The sequence below is a fragment of the Paraburkholderia sp. GAS82 genome (assembly GCF_050436285.1).
In the GTDB taxonomy this organism is placed as follows: Bacteria; Pseudomonadota; Gammaproteobacteria; order Burkholderiales; family Burkholderiaceae; genus Paraburkholderia; species Paraburkholderia phenazinium_B.
Genome location: NZ_JBNDLX010000001.1, coordinates 337,251 through 352,674, shown reverse-complemented (window position 1 = coordinate 352,674; position 15,424 = coordinate 337,251). Strand labels below are relative to the sequence as shown.

The 15,424-nt window shown below is 62.0% G+C and carries 16 protein-coding genes; all 16 read left to right on the top strand.

Annotated elements, in window-relative coordinates; genetic code table 11:
• The first annotated feature begins 164 nt into the window (after window positions 1-164).
• The 16 genes from urtA to P3T17_RS01590 all read left to right on the top strand — a co-directional run bounded on the left by urtA (window position 165) and on the right by P3T17_RS01590 (window position 15,384).
• A complete protein-coding gene (gene urtA, locus P3T17_RS01665; RefSeq protein ID WP_074264046.1) occupies window positions 165-1,358 on the top strand; it encodes an urea ABC transporter substrate-binding protein in 1,194 nt (397 codons plus the stop codon).
• Window positions 1,359-1,448: 90 nt separating this feature from the next.
• A complete protein-coding gene (gene urtB / locus P3T17_RS01660) occupies window positions 1,449-2,351 on the top strand; it encodes an urea ABC transporter permease subunit UrtB (protein WP_074264045.1) in 903 nt (300 codons plus the stop codon).
• Window position 2,352: 1 nt separating this feature from the next.
• Window positions 2,353-3,492: an urea ABC transporter permease subunit UrtC gene (gene urtC, locus P3T17_RS01655; RefSeq protein WP_074264044.1), complete on the top strand. Its 1,140-nt coding sequence runs from the start codon at window positions 2,353-2,355 to the stop codon at window positions 3,490-3,492.
• Window positions 3,459-4,226, top strand: a complete 768-nt coding sequence (gene urtD, locus P3T17_RS01650; protein WP_429404302.1) for an urea ABC transporter ATP-binding protein UrtD — start codon at window positions 3,459-3,461, stop codon at window positions 4,224-4,226. The genes urtC and urtD overlap by 34 nt, the downstream gene beginning before the upstream one ends.
• Window positions 4,227-4,228: 2 nt before the next feature.
• Window positions 4,229-4,918 carry an urea ABC transporter ATP-binding subunit UrtE gene (gene urtE / locus P3T17_RS01645; protein ID WP_429404300.1) on the top strand — a complete coding sequence of 230 codons (690 nt, stop codon included), beginning with the start codon at window positions 4,229-4,231 and terminating at the stop codon, window positions 4,916-4,918.
• 50 nt (window positions 4,919-4,968) lie between these two features.
• Window positions 4,969-6,009 (top strand): aliphatic amidase, encoded by a 1,041-nt coding sequence (locus tag P3T17_RS01640; protein ID WP_429404298.1) that lies wholly within the window; start codon window positions 4,969-4,971, stop codon window positions 6,007-6,009.
• A gap of 24 nt (window positions 6,010-6,033) precedes the next feature.
• Complete coding sequence (ureE, locus tag P3T17_RS01635) at window positions 6,034-6,510, top strand: urease accessory protein UreE (protein WP_429404297.1); 477 nt, start codon at window positions 6,034-6,036, stop codon at window positions 6,508-6,510.
• On the top strand, window positions 6,503-7,222 hold the full coding sequence (locus P3T17_RS01630) for an urease accessory protein UreF (protein WP_429404295.1): 720 nt from the start codon (window positions 6,503-6,505) through the stop codon (window positions 7,220-7,222). Before ureE ends, P3T17_RS01630 begins: the two co-directional genes overlap by 8 nt.
• A gap of 17 nt (window positions 7,223-7,239) precedes the next feature.
• Window positions 7,240-7,938 carry an urease subunit beta gene (ureB, locus tag P3T17_RS01625; RefSeq protein ID WP_074264038.1) on the top strand — a complete coding sequence of 233 codons (699 nt, stop codon included), beginning with the start codon at window positions 7,240-7,242 and terminating at the stop codon, window positions 7,936-7,938.
• 9 nt (window positions 7,939-7,947) lie between these two features.
• Entirely contained in the window at window positions 7,948-9,651 is a 1,704-nt protein-coding gene (gene ureC / locus P3T17_RS01620; RefSeq protein ID WP_429405473.1) for an urease subunit alpha, read from the top strand.
• A 30-nt stretch (window positions 9,652-9,681) separates the two neighbouring features.
• Entirely contained in the window at window positions 9,682-10,377 is a 696-nt protein-coding gene (gene ureG / locus P3T17_RS01615) for an urease accessory protein UreG (protein ID WP_074264036.1), read from the top strand.
• Window positions 10,367-11,293 carry an urease accessory protein UreD gene (locus P3T17_RS01610; RefSeq protein ID WP_429404293.1) on the top strand — a complete coding sequence of 309 codons (927 nt, stop codon included), beginning with the start codon at window positions 10,367-10,369 and terminating at the stop codon, window positions 11,291-11,293. The genes ureG and P3T17_RS01610 overlap by 11 nt, the downstream gene beginning before the upstream one ends.
• Before the next feature lie 10 nt (window positions 11,294-11,303).
• A complete protein-coding gene (locus P3T17_RS01605; RefSeq protein WP_429404291.1) occupies window positions 11,304-11,444 on the top strand; it encodes a hypothetical protein in 141 nt (46 codons plus the stop codon).
• Window positions 11,441-12,271 (top strand): CbbQ/NirQ/NorQ/GpvN family protein, encoded by an 831-nt coding sequence (locus P3T17_RS01600; protein ID WP_074264034.1) that lies wholly within the window; start codon window positions 11,441-11,443, stop codon window positions 12,269-12,271. Before P3T17_RS01605 ends, P3T17_RS01600 begins: the two co-directional genes overlap by 4 nt.
• The gene (locus tag P3T17_RS01595; RefSeq protein ID WP_429404289.1) at window positions 12,268-14,067 is read left to right on the top strand and encodes a nitric oxide reductase activation protein NorD; all 1,800 of its coding nucleotides are present in this window, start codon (window positions 12,268-12,270) and stop codon (window positions 14,065-14,067) included. The genes P3T17_RS01600 and P3T17_RS01595 overlap by 4 nt, the downstream gene beginning before the upstream one ends.
• A 120-nt stretch (window positions 14,068-14,187) precedes the next feature.
• A complete protein-coding gene (locus P3T17_RS01590) occupies window positions 14,188-15,384 on the top strand; it encodes a mechanosensitive ion channel family protein (protein ID WP_429404287.1) in 1,197 nt (398 codons plus the stop codon).
• Window positions 15,385-15,424: the final 40 nt, after the last annotated feature.

Here is a 15,424-nt window from a genome sequence, read left to right as displayed (position 1 = left end):
GCTGCTCGTGATCGAGTGTGAAGCCGAGACCTGCACCCTCGATCCTAACGAGTTTCGTTGTGCGAGACAAAGGCGTCTTGCATGACACCGGCCAAAAAAGCCCGAAAACCAGCTAACCGCTGGTTTCGGGCTTTTTTTTGTCTTCAACTTTTGTGAAGGGCGCCATGAAGAACAATAGACGTGACTTTTTGAAGACCGCGATCGCCACTGCCGCTGCCGGCGCCATCCCGGGTTCGCTGATGCTGGCCTCGCGTGCCGCCTCGGCGGCAGACCCGGTGAAGGTCGGCATCCTGCATTCGTTGACGGGGACAGTCGCGATTGCCGAAGCACACGTGGTCGATGCCGAGAAACTCGCGATCGACGAAATCAACGCCGCGGGCGGCGTGCTAGGCCGCCCGATCCAGCCCATCGTCGAAGACGGCGCCAGCGATTGGCCGACCTTCGCCGAGAAGGCTCAAAAGCTGGTGGAAAGCGACAAGGTCGCCGCCGTGTTCGGCTGCTACACATCGGCCTCGCGCAAGGCCGTGTTGCCCGTGTTCGAACGCTATAACGGTCTGCTCTACTATCCGACGTACTACGAAGGACTCGAGATGTCGAAGAACATCATGTACACGGGTCAGGAGGCCACGCAATCGGTGATACCGGCAGTCAACTGGCTCGCCAAAAACAAGGGCAAAAAGTTCTATCTGATCGGTTCGGACTACATCTGGCCGCGCACCACCAACCGTATCGCGCATCCGACCATTGCGAAGGCAGGCGGCACCGTCGTGGGCGAAGACTACTTCCCCCTCGGCACGGTCGAGTTCTCGTCGGTTATCAACAAGATCAAGGCCGCCAAGCCCGACGTGATTCTCTCGACGATCGTCGGCGGCTCGAATGTGGCGTTCTACAAGCAGCTGAACTCGGTCGGCATCACCGGCCAGAACCAGCCGATCATGGCGCTCGCCGTGACCGAAGAGGAAGCCATCGGTATCGGCCGCGACAACCTGACCGGCGTGCTCTCGTGCATGGGCTACTTCCAGAGCGTGCAGAACCCGGTGAACGCGAAGTTCGTCCCGGCGTTCAAGGCGAAGTACGGCGCGGACCGCGTGATCGGCGACACGATGGAAGCCGCCTATACCTCCGTGTACCTGTGGAAGCTCGCGGCGGAAAAGGCCAAAAGCTTCGATGTGGAGAAGGTGGTCGCGGCGTCGTCGAATCTCGGCTGGGATGCACCGGAAGGACAGATCCATTTCCACGTCAGCAATCACCACCTGTGGAAGCACGCACGAATCGGCGCCTTCAAACCCGACGGACAGGTCGACATTCTGTACGAGTCGCCGCTGATCGAGCCGAACCCGTTCCCGAAACTGGGCTAAGGAAAGGCTCGTGCGTTACCCGGGCGACGATGGGCATGCTAACCCATCGCGCCTTGTCTTCCAGGCATCCTTTCCGGCAAAAGAACTGCGATGACTCTCGATACTTTTCTAACCCAGGTCTTCAACGGCCTGTCGCTCTTCACCGTGCTGGCACTGATGGCAATCGGTCTTGCGATCGTGTTCGGCCTGATGGGCGTCATCAACATGGCGCACGGCGAGCTGATGGCGCTCGGTGCGTACATGACCTATCTGACCTCGATCGTGTTCGCCCGCTATCTGCCTTCGCTAATGGGCGCGTATTTTCTGGTCGGGATCGTGGTGGCGTTCGTGGTGACGGGCGCGGTCGGCTTTGTGCTGGAACGCGCGATGATCCGCTTTCTCTACCACCGGCCGCTCGACACCATGCTGGCCACCTGGGGCTTGTCGCTGGTACTGCAGCAACTCTACCGGCAGGTATTCGGCCCCATCGATGTGAGCGTGCCCACCGTGACGTGGCTGCAGGGCGCATGGAATCCGACACCCGGTATGGCGATTCCGCTCTCGCGCATCTTTATCATCGGTCTCACGCTGGCGGTGGCGCTCGCGGTGTACCTGTTTCTGTTTCGCAGCCGCTGGGGCCTGCGGATCCGCTCCGTGATGCAGAACCGCGCGATGGCAGGCGCCGCCGGCATCAACACAGAACGCGTGGACGCCGTCACCTTCGCGGTGGGTTGCGGCCTCGCTGGCATTGCTGGCAGCGCCCTCACGATGCTCGCCTCGACCGGTCCGGTCACCGGGCAGCAATACATTGTGGACACCTTCATCGTGGTGGTGTTCGGCGGCGTCGAGAGCCTTGTCGGCACCTTCCTCTCGGCGTTCTCGATCGGACAGTTGCAATCGATGTTCGAACTGGTCCTGAGCGGTTCGATGGCGAAAGCGGCCATTCTGCTGCTGGTGATCGTCGCACTGTATTTCCGGCCCAACGGGCTCTTCGCACTCAAGGTTCGCCGCTAACATGAAAGACCTTCCGATTTCATCGCCGCGCACATCGAATCCGCCGGCAGCGGCACTCAGCCCCGGCTTGCGTGCGACGCTGCTGCTCGAACGCTATTCCGTCGTGATTCTCGCGCTGCTCCTGCTGGTTGCCATTCCTGCGGTGTCCGGCTCCTTCCGCCTCGGCCTGTTCGCGAAGTATCTGAGCTTCGCGTTCTGCGCAGCCGGGCTCGTGCTCACCTGGGGTTACGGCGGCATTCTGAGTCTGGGACAAGGCATTTTCTTCGGTCTCGGCAGCTACATGATGGCGATGTACATGAAGCTCGAGGCAACCTCAGCCGATCCTGCCGCCGCAGTCTTCGGCAACGGTGGACCGCCCGTGCCTGACTTCATGACGTGGAACAGCATCGACAAGCTGCCCTGGTGGTGGGCACCCTTTGAGCACGCGTGGTTTGCCCTGCCCGCCATCGTGATCCTGCCGACGCTGCTCGCCTTTATCCTTGCCTATGCGAATTTTAGAAAACGCGTAGGTGGGGTGTACTTTTCGATCGTGACGCTCGCGCTCGCGTCGATCATGTCGATCGTGATCATCGGTCAACAGGGTTACACGGGCGGCATCAACGGCATCACGAATCTGCCCACCTTCATGGGTTACAGCGTGCAAAGCGACACTGCTGTCTACCTGCTCTACTACGTGAGCGCATGCCTGTTGCTGGCGGCGATCCTCGCCGGCCGCTTTATTCTGAAGAGCCGTCTCGGCAAGGTACTGATCGCAATTCGCGACCGCGAGGACCGCATCCGCTTCTCGGGCTACGACCCCGCCCTCTTCAAGGGCTTCATCTTCGCTGTGGCAGCGTTGTTCTCGGCCATCGGCGGCGCGATGTTCACGCTGCAGGTCGGCTTCGCCTCACCGTCGGTGTGCGGCATCGTGCCTTCGATCGAGATGGTGATCTACGCGGCGGTGGGCGGACGATTGTCGCTGGTGGGCGCAGTATATGGCGCGATCCTGGTCGGTGCGGCCAAGAGCTTTCTCTCCGAAAACTTCGTTGGCTTCTGGCTGTACCTGATCGGCGGCCTCTTTATCTTCGTGCCGATGTTCCTGCCCAAGGGGCTCGCCGGTGTCATCGAATGGCTGCGCGAGCGCCAGGGAGCCGCGCAATGAGCCAGATGATCCTTTCGGTCGAGAACCTGACGGTGTCGTTCGACGGCTTCAAGGCGGTCGACGATCTCAACTTCTACGTCGAAGAAAACGAACTGCACGTCGTGATCGGCCCCAACGGCGCCGGCAAGACCACGCTGCTCGACATGATCTGCGGCAAGACGAAACCGACCTACGGAACGATCGCCTTTAAAGGTTTGAACCTCGAGCGCATGCTCGAATATCAGATCACCCGTGCGGGTGTAGGTCGCAAATTCCAGAATCCGCTCGTCTACGAAGATCTGACCGTGGCCGAGAATCTGGAAATCTCTTACCCGAAGAAGCGCGACGTGATCGGCTGTCTGTTCTTTCACCGTGATGAGGCCGTGCGCGATGAAATCGACCGCATCGCGCACATGATCTTCCTCGCCGACCAGCTCGACCGCAAGGCCGCGCAGTTATCCCACGGCCAGAAGCAATGGCTCGAAATCGGCATGCTGCTGATGCAGAACCCAGAACTGCTGCTGCTCGACGAGCCCGTTGCCGGCATGAGCGCGAAGGAGCGCGAGCAAACGGGCGCGCTGCTGCGCGAGATTGCCAAGGGACGCTCGGTGGTGGTTATCGAACACGACATGGAATTCGTGAAATCGGTCGCTCACAAGGTGACGGTTCTGCACCAGGGCAAGAAGCTTGCCGAAGGCACGATGGACCAGGTGCAAAACGACCCCCGTGTGATTGAAGTCTATCTGGGACATTGAATATGCTCGCGATCCAGAATCTCAACGTGTTCTACGGCGAAAGCCATATTCTTCACGACCTCAGTTTCGAGCTGATGTCCGGCGAAACCATTGCTGTGATGGGCCGCAACGGCATGGGCAAGACCACCCTGCTGAAGTCGCTGATCGGTATGATCCCTTCGCGCAGCGGCGAAATCAACCTGGGCGGACGCAATCTGGCAGGAACGAAAAGTTACGAGCGGGTTGCCGCGGGCTTCGGGTATGTGCCGCAAGGCCGGATGATCTTTCCGTACCTAAGCGTGGAAGAAAATATCCTCACCGGCATGGACCGGATCCGTAAGCCGAAGATTCCAGAGTACATCTATGAGTCGTTCCCCGTGCTTTGGGAAATGCGCGCCCGGCGCGGCGGCAATCTCTCCGGCGGCCAGCAACAGCAGCTTGCGATCGCCCGCGCCCTCGTTTCCGAGCCCAAAGTGCTGATTCTCGACGAGCCCACAGAAGGCATCCAGCCGTCGATCATCAAGGACATCGCCCGCGCGCTCAATCGCCTGAAGAAGGAACGCAATTTCGCCTTGATCGTCTCCGAGCAGGTATTGAACTTCACGCTCGAGATTGCCGATCGCTTTCTTATCATCGAGAAGGGCCGATTCGTGCATAGCGACCGGCGTGAGAACGTCGACGCAGAACGGATCATGCGCTATCTGACCATCTGAATTCACGACACTCCCTTGCGGGAGTGCACCCTTACCAAAAAGGAGTCCTTATGTTACACGGTGACATTTCAAGCAGTCTCGACACGGTTGGTGTGGCAGTGGTCAACTACAAGATGCCGCGTCTTCACACCAAGGCCGAAGTGCTCGCCAACGCGCGCAAGATCGCCGAGATGCTCAAGGGTATGAAAATCGGCCTGCCCGGCATGGACCTCGTGATTTTTCCGGAGTACAGCACGCACGGCATCATGTACGACCAGCAGGAGATGTACGACACCGCAGCCGCGGTGCCTGGCGAGGAGACCGAAATCTTCGCTGAAGCGTGCCGCAGCGCCAAGGTGTGGGGCGTGTTCTCGCTCACCGGAGAGCGTCACGAGGAGCATCCGAACAAGGCACCGTATAACACGCTGATCCTGATGAACGACCAGGGCGAGATCGTACAGAAGTATCGCAAGATCATGCCATGGGTGCCGATCGAAGGCTGGTATCCGGGCAACTGCACGTATGTGTCGGAAGGCCCGAAGGGACTGAAAATCAGCCTGATCATCTGCGACGACGGCAACTATCCGGAGATCTGGCGCGACTGCGCGATGAAAGGCGCGGAGCTGATCGTACGCTGCCAGGGCTACATGTACCCCGCCAAGGAGCAGCAGGTGCTGATGGCCAAGTCGATGGCGTGGGCGAACAACGTTTATGTAGCAGTCGCCAATGCCGCAGGCTTCGACGGCGTCTACTCGTACTTCGGCCACTCGGCGATCATCGGTTTCGACGGGCGCACGCTCGGCGAATGCGGCGAGGAAGAATTCGGCATCCAGTACGGCGCGCTATCCAAGAGCCTGATCCGCGATGCCCGCAAGAACATGCAGTCGGAAAACCATCTGTACAAGCTGCTGCATCGCGGCTACACCGGCAAGATCAACTCCCGTGAGGAAGCCGACGGCGTGGCCGACTGCCCGTACGACTTCTACTCGAAGTGGATCACCGATCCGGAAGGCACCCGCAAGATGGTCGAGGCGCTCACGCGCAGCACGCCTGGCACCGAGGAATGTCCGATCCCAGGGATTCCGAATCCGTCCGATCTGGCACATCGCTAAACGGCCCGGCGGGAGCGACACGCGATGATTACCTACACGTCGATCATAGGCAGTGCGTCCGAACCGCGCATTGCCGATCTGCTGCACTCGCTCGAGCATCAGGGGCGAGTCGATTATGTGACGCTCGCCGCCGACGATATCCGGCGGCACCGCCTGCGCGCGCGCACCCAGCGCGGCGACGAATGCGGTATCGCGCTCGACCGCGATGCTCATCTCTTCGACGGCGCGGTGCTGCGGCTCGACCGCGATGCGGCGCTGGTCGTGCGTACTGAAGACACGCGTTGGCTGCGACTCGAACCGCGCGATGCGGCCGCGGCGCTCGAGCTAGGCTACTTCGCCGGCAACATGCACTGGAAGGTGCGCTTCGATCGGAACGCACTGGAAATCGCAGTCAAGGGCGCGCTTGACGATTGTCTGCAACGGCTCACCCCGATGCTCGCGGATCAACGCATTCGCCTCGCAACCGAAGGACTCGCGGGGGGAAAGCATCACCATGCCTGAGACGTCCTCCGCTCGCCCACCTGAGGCAATCGCAAACGGGCCCATTAGCCTGCTTGCCAGCCTGCAGCAGTCGGACAGCTTTTTCCCCGGCGGCGCGATGGCGTTCTCGTGGGGTCTCGAAGGTCTCATGCGTGATGCGCTCGTGACCGACGCAACAATGCTGCTTGCGTTTGTCGAATCGCAGGCCTTGTCACGTTGGGCGAGTCTGGATCAAGGGCTGATGTGTGGCGCGTGGCGCGCCGGGGACGCATTTGACGTGTGGCATGAAGTCGATGCGCTGGCCGAAGCCATGAGCTTGCCCCCGGCTCTGCGCAACGGCTCGCGCCGTCTCGGCCGCACGTTGGCCGATGTGCATGCGCGGCTCGGCTCGGAAACGGCGAACCGGATTCGCGACGCCATCGCGGCTGACCGCACACCTGGCCATCTCGCCACCGTTCAGGGCGCGGTGTGGCGCAGCCTTGGTATCGCGGAGGAAGAGGCGCGTGCCATCTCCGCGCACATGACCTGCACCGGCGCAGTGAGTTCGGCCGTGCGTCTGGGCATCGTCGGTCATCTCGACGCGCAGCGCGTTCTAACGCTGCTGCGCGCGCCGCTCGCACGTGTCCTCGCACAGCCGGCGCCACCGCTCGACGACCTGCACGCCGCCACCTTCGCAGCCGATATTGCCGCGCTGCGCAGCCAGACGCACGACGCGCGGCTCTTTGCCAACTAACAGGAAGGAAGACCGCGATGCTGCTGACCCCGACCGAATACGAGCGCCTGACGCTTTTCACCGCCGCACAACTGGCCCGCCGTCATCGCGACAAGGGTCTAAAACTCAATCATCCGGAAGCCGTCGCACTGATTGCGGACGAAATTCTCGAGGGCGCGCGCGAAGGCCGCAGCGTGGCAGACCTGATCGCCTACGGGTCGACGCTGCTATCCGAGGACGACGTGCTGCCCGGCGTCGCCGACCTCGTGCCGATGCTGCAGGTCGAAGGCTCGTTTCCCGATGGCACCAAGCTCGTGACCGTGCATCAGCCGATCCGGCCCGGCACGCAGACACCCGCTGCCGACACCGTAGTACCCGGTGAAATCCTGGCAATGGAAGGGGACATTGAACTGAACGCCGGCCGCGTTCGCACCACCGTGCGTGCCGTCAACACGGGCGACCGGCCGATTCAGGTGGGCAGCCATTTCCATTTCTTCGAAGTCAATCGCGCACTGCGCTTCGACCGCGCCGCCGCGTTCGGCATGCGGCTCGACATCCCGGCAGGCACGGCCGTGCGGTTCGAACCCGGCGACGCCAAGGACGTAACGCTGGTCGCCTTCGGCGGCACGCAGGAAATTTTCGGCCTCAACGGTCTGACGGACGGCGCGCTCGCCGACACCGGCCTACGCGAGGCAGCCCTCGCACGCGCCGCCCAGCGCGGCTTCGAAGGAGCCTGAATGGTTACGATGACACGCCAGGCCTACGCCGAGATGTTCGGCCCGACCACGGGCGACGCAGTACGCCTCGGAGACACGTCGCTCTTCGCCGAGATCGAACATGACTATGCGGTGCCGGGCGACGAATGCCTGCACGGCGGTGGCAAGACGCTGCGCGACGGCATGGGCCTGAAAGCCGGGCATGATAGCGCAGACGGTGCACTCGACATGCTGATCTGCAACGCGACGATCATCGATCCGGTGCTTGGCATCGTGAAAGGCGATATCGGCATCAAGGACGGCAGGATCGTCGCGATCGGCAAAGCTGGCAATCCACAAGTGATGGATGGCGTCGACCCGCGCCTCGTATGCGGCGTCTCGACAACTGTCAAGGATGCCGAAGGACTTATCGCCACCCCGGGCGGTATCGACGTCCACGTGCATTTCGACTCGGCGCAACTCTGCGAACACGCGCTTGCCTCCGGCCTCACCACGCTGATTGGCGGCTCGCTCGGGCCGATCACGGTGGGCATCGATTGCGGCGGCGAGTGGAACGTGGGACGCATGATGCAGGCCTCCGAGCAGTGGCCGCTCAACTTCGGCTTTCTCGGGCGCGGCAACTCGAGCAAGCCGGGGTCGTTGCTCGGCCAGCTACGTGGCGGCTGCCTTGGGCTGAAGATCCACGAGGACTGGGGCGCGATGCCCGCGGTAATCGACACGTGTCTGACAGTCGCCGACGAATACGATTTTCAGGTGCAGTTGCATAGCGACACGCTGAACGAGTCCGGTTTTCTCGAAGACACAGTAGCTGCAATGAAGGACCGCACGATCCATATGTACCACACCGAAGGCGCGGGTGGCGGCCACGCGCCCGACATCATCGCGGTGGCGGGACGGTTGAACTGCCTGCCCTCGTCGACCAATCCAACCAACCCGTATACCGTGAACACCTTCGATGAGCATCTCGACATGATCATGGTGTGCCATCACCTGAACCCAGCGGTACCGGAAGATGTCGCGTTCGCCGAATCGCGCATCCGTGCGCAGACGATTTCGGCCGAGGACGTCCTGCACGATCTCGGGGCGATCTCGATGCTCGGTTCGGACAGCCAGGGAATGGGGCGTATCAACGAAGTGATCTGCCGGACCTGGCAACTGGCCTCGAAAATGAAGGACCAGCGCGGACGTCTTTCCAGCGAACGCACTGCACGCGGCGACAACGAGCGGATCAAACGGTACATCGCCAAGTACACGATCAACGCGGCGCGCACTTTCGGCATTGCCGACACGGTCGGCTCGCTCGAGGACGGCAAGCTCGCCGATATCGTGCTGTGGCGGCCCGCATTCTTCGGCATCAAACCTGAGGTCGTCATCAAGGGCGGCTTTATTGCGTGGGGAGCGATGGGCGATTCCGCCGCTTCGCTGATGACCTGCGAGCCGCTCGCCATGCGGCCGCAATGGGGAGCGTTCGGACGCGCACCTGCCTCGCTTGCAGTCAACTTCGTGAACCGGCTGGCACTCGATGCGGATCTGCACGGCCACTTAGGCATCACGCGCAAGCTGGTCGGTGCGCACGGCACACGAAACCTGAGCAAGCGCGACATGCTGCACAACGACGCGTGCCCTTCCATCTCCGTCAATGCGCAGACGTTCGAAGTGTCCGTGGACGGCCAGGTGATCCGCTGCGACCCGGCGCGCGAAGTCCCGCTTAGCCGACGGTACATGTTGCGTTAGACGCATCGCAGGGCATACAGGAGTGTTTCGATGAGCACCGAGTTTAATTTCTCCAGCGGCGAGCCGTTTGCAACAACGCCGTTTGATAACGCCGCGCAGTCCACTGGCCATGCTGCACGCGCGGCCCGCGTCGGCATAGGCGGCCCTGTGGGATCGGGTAAAACGCGCCTGCTCGAACGGTTGATTCCGCGCTTCGCGGCACGCGGTGTCGACCTCGCGATCATCACCAACGATCTCGTCACGCGCGAAGACGCCGACCGGGTGCGCCGTAGCGGTCTGATCGATCCGGCACGCGTGCTCGCTGTCGAAACGGGTGCGTGCCCCCATACTGCGATCCGCGAAGACCCAACCCTCAACCTGCAGGCCGCGGACGAACTCGACGCACGTTATGCCGGCTTGCGGCTGGTTCTGATCGAATCGGGAGGCGACAATCTCGCGTCATCGTTCTCGCTCGATCTGGTGGACTACTGGATCTTCGTCATCGACGTCGCAGCCGGTGACGATATCCCGCGCAAACGCGGACTCGGCGTGCTGTCCTGCGATCTGCTGGTGATCAACAAGTTCGACCTCGCGCCGTACGTGGGCGTGGATCTGGAACGGATGGTCGGCGAGGCGCGCGAGGTGCGCAGCGGACGGCCCGTGCTGTTGACTAACTGTGCGACAGGCGCTGGAGTGGATGCGGTCGCCGATGCCATCGTCGAAAACGTGCTCTTCGATGCGCTCTGAGACGCTACCGGGGTACGTCGACACGGAACCAGCGCAACTCGATCTGTGTTTCGAGCGTGCGGCGTCCGGCAAGACCTGGCTATCACGGCAGCGCGGCGGTTATCCGTTTCATGTCGGGCGTGTCTTGCCGCTAACCCGGCGAATCGCCTCTTCTTCATGTCGCTCCCATGCCAACGCGGAAGTAATCGTGCAATCCTCGTCGGGAGGCCTGTTCGAAAACGACCGCGTGTTCCAGCGCTTCGTAGCAATGCCGCGCGCGCGGGCCACCGTTCGCACAGCAGCGGCAACCATCGTCCACACGATGACACACGGCATCGCACATTCGCGGGTCGCCATCGAAGCCCATCCGGAATCGCGTTTCGACTATCTGCCGCAACCGACCATCCTGTTTCCCGCTGCCTGCCTTCTGAGCACCATCGACGTCGTGTTGCACCGGGCTGCAACGGTTCTCATCGCCGATACGTGGCTCACGCACGACCCGACGCACCGGGCCGCGCGCTTCGGTGTGCTGGATGCAACCCTCAACGTCCGCAACGCCGACTCGCAACTGCTGGCGCGCGACCGCTTTCGCCTCGAACCCGGCGCTGCGCGCGGCTCGCTTACCGGGGTGCGGCAGACGTATGGTGCGCACGGTGGCCTGCTCGTGCTCAGACTCGACGACAGCGATGCAGGCAACGAAGCACTGACGCGCGCCATCAATGCAGCACTCCAGAAGCTCGACATGCCCCTCACGACCGCTTATGCCGCAGCGGGTGTGCTGCCAGGCGCATGCGGCACGTTCGTCAGGATGCTGGCCGCCGACAGCATCGCCTTGCGCGCGATCTTTTCCACCGCTGTCGAGGCCGTCCATCTGACGCTCGACAGTTTCCACGAAGGGGCGCCGCGCGCGTCCCACGCGTCCCAGAACCGCAACTGAGAGGTATGCCGTGACACTTCGCCGTCCGTCCAGGGCCGATCTGATCGATTTCAGCCAGGCCCGTCATCTGTCTCTGACCGAAGTCGAACTCGACCGGTATCCTGAACCCGTCCTGCGAGCCGCGCACGCGTACGAGCAGGGAGGCGCATGACGAGAGCGCCACTTACGCCGGCCGGCGCGCCGTTGGACGCGTGGCGTGTCGCGCAGGAGCCCTGGTATCAGCCGGTCGATCACGAACTGGCATGGTTCGAAGCCGCTTACCATGCGCGATTGCCGATCATGCTCAAAGGTCCGACCGGCTGCGGCAAGACGCGGCTGGTCGAACACATGGCGTGGCGGCTCAAGCGCCCGCTCGTGACGATTGCCTGTCACGAAGACATGAATGCCGGCGATCTTGTTGGCCGCTACCTGCTCGACGGCAACGGCACTTACTGGCAAGACGGACCGCTTACTCAAGCCGTCAGGCATGGGGCGATCTGTTACCTCGATGAAGTGGTCGAAGCGCGGCAGGACACGACTGTGGTCATTCATCCGCTGACCGATTCGCGTCGAATTCTGCCGATCGACAAGTGCGGCGAGCTGATCACCGCGCATCCGGATTTCACCCTGGTGATCTCGTTCAATCCGCACTATCAGCATGTGTCGAAGAACCTGAAGCCGTCGACGCGTCAGCGCTTTGTTGCGCTCGACCTCAGCTGGCCGGATGCGCAGACCGAAGCCGCGATCGTTGCGCATGAGGGCGGTGTGCCCCACGCAGTGGCCGAAAAGCTCGTGACGATTGCAACGCGCACCCGCATGCTTGACGATCCCGCGTTGCCCGAAGGCGCTTCGACACGCATGCTGATCTACGCGGCGACGTTGATCGCGCATGGCATGGATGCGTTGGCCGCGTGCCGGATCGGCATCATCCAGCCACTTGGCGACGACGCCGATCTGTGTGCCGCGCTGATGGCCACAGCCAGTGGCGTGTTCGGATGAACGCCGGCGCGGCAATGGCGACGGCGACGGCGACGCGCCAGGGCATCGCCAAGACACCTAGCCCGATCACTACGCGTGAGGCCATTTCGCTCAACCGCTTCGAGCGGACGCTCGGTTTGTATCTGCGCGCCGCATGGCAGCTGAACGCTCCTGTGCAGGCACTCGTGCGCAATGAAGAGGCAGTTGCACAACCCTGCCCGATTGTCACCGACACCGCACTGATGTTGCCGCGTGAACATGAGGCCGAGAGTCTGGACGACGCGCGCCATTTCTACCTGGCATGTGCCGCCCATGCAGCAGCCCATCTCACCTATTCGACCGTGCGCTTCGATCCCGCCAAACTGCGGCCGTTGCAGTTGACGCTGGTTGGTGTGATCGAAGACGCACGGGTCGAGCGGCTCGCAATGGCGCGCTATCCAGGCTTGCAGCGCTGGTGGCTGCCATTTCATAGAACGGGTCCGGAGAGCGCGGGCACCGCGGCGGCTCTGATCGCAAGACTTGCGCGCGCTCTGCTGGACCCGGGATACGTCGATCGAGACGGCTGGGTCACGAAGGGCCGCGCCTTGTTCGAAGAGGCGTTCAGGAGAACAGATGGAACGGACCCCACCATCTCGCGCCATCTCGGCAACCTGCTGGGCAACGATCTCGGCCAGATGCGCATCCAGTTCAACGCGAAGACGTATGCCCCGGAAGCCGTCTATCGCGATGACAACAGCCTGCTATGGGACTTACCGCCGACACCCATCGCGCCGGCATCCGGCGATGCAACACCCGAGCGCAATGTCGTGCCACAGGAAAGCGAAGGAACCGGCGAAGTTCCACCCAAAGAGCCAACGCCGCCCAAACGGATCGCGGATACCCCCGGCGACACACCGACAGCCGCCGCTGCGCACGATGAGGAACTGGCCACGCGCGTCGTATCGTTGCATCGCTACCCCGAGTGGGACTATGTGATCCGGCGCTATCGCGGCAACTGGTGCAGCGTCGAATCATTGCGTCTCGACGCCGCCATGGCAGAGCGTCCGGTCCTTGACGATCGCACAACATCGGCACGGCGCATCAGGGCGATGCTCAATTCGACACGGGAGCGCGCCGTCACCGGCAGGACTCGCGAGTTCGAAGGCGATCTGCTCGATCTCGATGCATGCATCGCTGGGCGCATTGATGCGATGCGCGGCGAGCGGGACCGTTTCAAGGGCTTCGTCGTGCCCAGACTGCAAGCGCGCGGTGCGCCGCTCGCGGTGCTGCTGGACCTCTCGGCGTCGAACGCGTTCGACAGGCGCATCGATACTGTGCTCGACGTCGCTCGCATACTTGGACAAGCGCTGAACACGGGTGACCGGCCCTATGCGATGTACGGCTTTCATTCCGATGGGCGGCATCGCGTGCGCTTTCACGTGTTCAAAGACTTCGACGAGATGTGGAGCGCGTCGACCGAGGCCTACCTCGCGCGGATTCGTCCAGGCCTGTCCACGCGCTTCGGCGCGGCACTGCGGCATACCGGTGCAAGGGTTAGCCAGGAGGCCGCGCGCATGGGCTTCTCCAGAGCCAGCCTGTTGACGGTGTCCGACGGCATGCCGTTCGATATCGATGTCTTCGATTCACGCTATCTGCGTGAGGACACGCGGCGCGCATTGAACGAGCTTGCGGTGCGGGGCATCCGGTGCGGATGTCTTGCCCTCGATCCGCAGACACTCGATGACGCGAAAGCACTATTCGGCCGACGCCGGGTTGCACCTATCAACGACCTGCATGGCTTGCCGTCGGCGCTGGGCGCGCTTATATCTGCCACTTGATGAGCCGGCAACACTACAATACCGCTTGATACGCCAAGGCCGGCAGACAGTTCGCAGCGTGCGTATTAAGTGCATGCGGAACCGCGGCGAAGAACGGCCTGCTCACGACTGAGAGGATCTATGTTCGACGGCATCTTCCACATCGTGACGGATCGGGACGGCCACCGTCATTTCTATGTCTATACCGACAGCGCCTTCGTCGCCACGCTTCTCGTCATAGCGCTGCTGTTGTTGATCGCCATCGTCAGCACGCTCGGTTACTACCTCACACGCTTCATCATGCTGCGGATCGTCGCCCGGCTTGCGCGCGGCGAACGCCGCATGTGGCTGCGTTCTGCCGAGAAACACAAGGTATTCGACCGACTCGCGCCGCTCGTGCCGGCGTACCTCCTCTATCTGTCCGCCCCGCTGCTATCGGGTCTGTCGTTTCCAGTGGTCTACCTGCTGGGAGCACCGCTCGAAACGCTCTCCGCGTGCTACATGGTTCTGACGACGCTGCGCGCCGCGTTCGCATTCCTCGCCAGTATTGAAGACCGCTATAGCCACTACCCGCACGCAGCCGAGCGGCCCATCAAGAGCTTCCTGCAGGTCACCACGATTGCCCTGTACATCGCTGCACTGATCGCGCTCATCTCCCTGCTGCTGCATCGCTCGCCAGCCTATTTCCTCACCGGCGTGAGCGCGATGACCGCCCTTCTGATCATCATCTTTCGCGATTCGCTGCTGGGTTTCGTGGCAAGTATCCAGCTGGCTGCCTATGACATGTTGCGCGTAGGCGACTGGATCGAAGTGCCAGGCTTCGTCGCGGACGGCACGGTTATCGACATTGCCCTGAATACGATCAAGGTGCAGAACTTCGACAATTCCATCGTGACGATACCAAGCTATGTATTGCTAACCAATGGCGTCAAGAACTGGCGCGGCATGGTCGAATCGGGAGGACGGCGTCTCAAGCATCCGATTCACATGGACGTCGACAGCATCCGGTTTTGCGACGATGAAATGCTCGCAAAGCTGAGCGCAAGTACTGATCTGATGGCGCCCCTGAGCCTCACGAACGAGGGCCCGCGCCTCACCAATCTCGGCCTGTTTCGCCACTATCTGGTCGGATATTTCCGCCAGCATCCCGCGGTTCGAACCGATATGCCGCTCATCGTCAGGCTCCTGCAGGCAACGGAATTCGGCGTACCGCTGGAGGTATTCCTGTTCGTCAACGACACCGACTGGCATTCTTATGAACGCATCCAGTCGGATATGCTCGACCACGTCTACGGGATTGTGCCGCTGTTCGGCTTACGCGTCTGGCAAAAGCGCTAGCGGCTAACAGCTAACAGCTAGCTGCGGTCCAGCTTCGCAG